Source organism: uncultured Psychrobacter sp. (genome assembly GCF_947495825.1).
GTDB lineage: Bacteria > Pseudomonadota > Gammaproteobacteria > Pseudomonadales > Moraxellaceae > Psychrobacter.
Genome location: NZ_CANMAH010000020.1, coordinates 1 through 3014, shown reverse-complemented (window position 1 = coordinate 3014; position 3014 = coordinate 1). Strand labels below are relative to the sequence as shown.

Annotated in this window: 2 rRNA genes; both read right to left on the bottom strand. The window is 49.7% G+C overall.

Features of this window, described 5'->3' with window-relative positions:
- A 5S ribosomal RNA gene (gene rrf, locus Q0895_RS13360) occupies positions 1–63 on the bottom strand; the annotation flags it as partial.
- A 145-nt stretch (positions 64–208) separates the two neighbouring features.
- Positions 209–3014, bottom strand: a 23S ribosomal RNA gene (locus Q0895_RS13355); the annotation flags it as partial.

The following is a 3014-nucleotide window of genomic DNA, read 5'->3' as shown; positions in this document are numbered from 1 at the left end:
ACGATGTTTCACTTCTGAGTTCGGGAAGGGATCAGGTGGTGCCATCGTGCTATTGTCGTCAGCAAAGGGGGTTAGATATGAGTCTGTTGTTTTGTATGACTTATCACACTACTTGACTGAATCAAGAGTAATAGGTGATATCGATATAATGCTTGTCTAACTATAGAACCAAGTTCTGATAGATAGCTACAAACCACTTGGGTGTTGTATGGTCAAGCCAAACGAGCAATTAGTACAGGTTAGCTACACGCATCGCTGCGCTTCCACACCCTGCCTATCAACGTCCTAGTCTTGAACGGCTCTTAGGGGAAATCTAATCTTGAGGTGGGCTTCCCGCTTAGATGCTTTCAGCGGTTATCCCATCCGAACGTAGCTACCGGGCAATGCCATTGGCATGACAACCCGAACACCAGTGGTTCGTCCACTCTGGTCCTCTCGTACTAGGAGCAGATCCTCTCAAATTTCCAACGCCCACGGTAGATAGGGACCGAACTGTCTCACGACGTTCTAAACCCAGCTCGCGTACCTCTTTAAATGGCGAACAGCCATACCCTTAGGACCTGCTTCAGCCCTAGGATGAGATGAGCCGACATCGAGGTGCCAAACACCGCCGTCGATATGAACTCTTGGGCGGTATCAGCCTGTTATCCCCAGAGTACCTTTTATCCGTTGAGCGATGGCCCTTCCATACAGAACCACCGGATCACTAAGACCTACTTTCGTACCTGCTCGACTTGTGGGTCTCGCAGTTAAGCGCGCTTTTGCCTTTATACTCTATGAACGATTTCCGACCGTTCTGAGCGCACCTTCGTACTCCTCCGTTACTCTTTAGGAGGAGACCGCCCCAGTCAAACTACCCACCATACATTGTCCTCGGTATTGTTATACCTGAGTTAGAACCCCAACATGACCAGGGTGGTATTTCAAGGATGGCTCCACCAAGACTAGCGTCTCGGCTTCAAAGCCTCCCACCTATCCTGCACAAGTCAGGTCAAAGTTCAATGTAAAGCTGTAGTAAAGGTTCACGGGGTCTTTCCGTCTAGCCGCGGGTACACAGCATCTTCACTGCGATTTCGATTTCACTGAGTCTCTGCTGGAGACAGCGCTGCCATCATTATGTCATTCGTGCAGGTCGGAACTTACCCGACAAGGAATTTCGCTACCTTAGGACCGTTATAGTTACGGCCGCCGTTTACTGGGGCTTCGATCAAGACCTTCGCTTACGCTAAGCCCATCAATTAACCTTCCAGCACCGGGCAGACATCACACCCTATACGTCCACTTTCGTGTTTGCAGAGTGCTGTGTTTTTAATAAACAGTTGCAGCAGCCTGGTATCTGCGACTGCCAACAGCTCAAGGAGCAAGTCCTATCACCATCAACAGCGTACCTTCTCCCGAAGTTACGGTACCATTTTGCCTAGTTCCTTCAGCAGAGTTCTCTCAAGCGCCTTGGTATTCTCTACCTGATCACCTGTGTCGGTTTAGGGTACGATTCGTTTATGACTATCGCTTAGAAGCTTTTCCTGGAAGCCTGGTATTTGCCACTTCGTCCTACAAGTAGGACTTGCTATCAGATCTCGGTATATAATAGCCCGGATTTACCTAAGCTATAAACCTACATCCTTTCACCTAGATAACCATCACTAGGCTGACATAACCTTCTCCGTCCCTCCATCGCATCATAAACAAGTATCGGAATATTAACCGATTTCCCATCGACTACGCCTTTCGGCCTCGCCTTAGGGGTCGACTCACCCAGCCCCGATTAACGTTGGACTGGAACCCTTGATCTTCCGGCGTGGATGCTTTTCACACCCATTATCGTTACTCACGTCAGCATTCGCTCTTGTGATACCTCCAGCACACTTTACAATGCACCTTCTCAGGCTTACACAACGCTCCCCTACCACTTGAAAACAAATTCAAATCCGCAGCTTCGGCTCCTAGTTTGAGCCCCGTTACATCTTCCGCGCGGGCCGACTCGACTAGTGAGCTATTACGCTTTCTTTAAAGGATGGCTGCTTCTAAGCCAACCTCCTAGCTGTCTATGCCTTCCCACCTCGTTTCCCACTTAACTAGGAATTTGGGGCCTTAGCTGGCGGTCTGGGTTGTTTCCCTCTCCACGATGGACGTTAGCACCCACCGTGTGTCTCCCGGATATCACTCATCGGTATTCGGAGTTTGCATCGGTTTGGTAAGTCGGTATGACCCCCTAGCCGAAACAGTGCTCTACCCCCAATGGTGTTCGTCCGAGGCGCTACCTAAATAGCTTTCGGGGAGAACCAGCTATCACCGAGTTTGATTAGCCTTTCACCCCTATCCACAAGTCATCCCCTGGCTTTTCAACGACAGTGGGTTCGGTCCTCCGGTGCCTGTTACGGCACTTTCAACCTGCTCATGGATAGATCACTCGGTTTCGGGTCTATACCCTGCAACTCATCGCCCTATTAAGACTCGGTTTCCCTACGGCTCCCCAAAACGGTTAACCTCGCTACAGAATATAAGTCGCTGACCCATTATACAAAAGGTACGCGGTCACCATGCAAGATGGCTCCCACTGCTTGTACGCACACGGTTTCAGGTTCTATTTCACTCCCCTCACAGGGGTTCTTTTCGCCTTTCCCTCACGGTACTGGTTCACTATCGGTCAGTCAGGAGTATTTAGCCTTGGAGGATGGTCCCCCCATCTTCAAACAGGATTTCTCGTGTCCCGCTCTACTTAATATGTCAATACTAGAATTTAAAATACGGGGCTATCACCCACTATGGCCAGCTTTCCCACACTGTTCTTCTATTCTAGTATCAATCGGCTCCTCCCCGTTCGCTCGCCGCTACTTGGGGAATCTCATTTGATGTCTTTTCCTAAGGGTACTGAGATGTTTCACTTCCCCTCGTTCGCCTCCTAATAAATTAGGATACCTACCTTATGGTAAGTGGGTTTCCCCATTCAGAAATCTCCGGATCACAGGATATTGCCGCCTCCCCGAAGCTTATCGCAGGCTGTCACGTCTTTC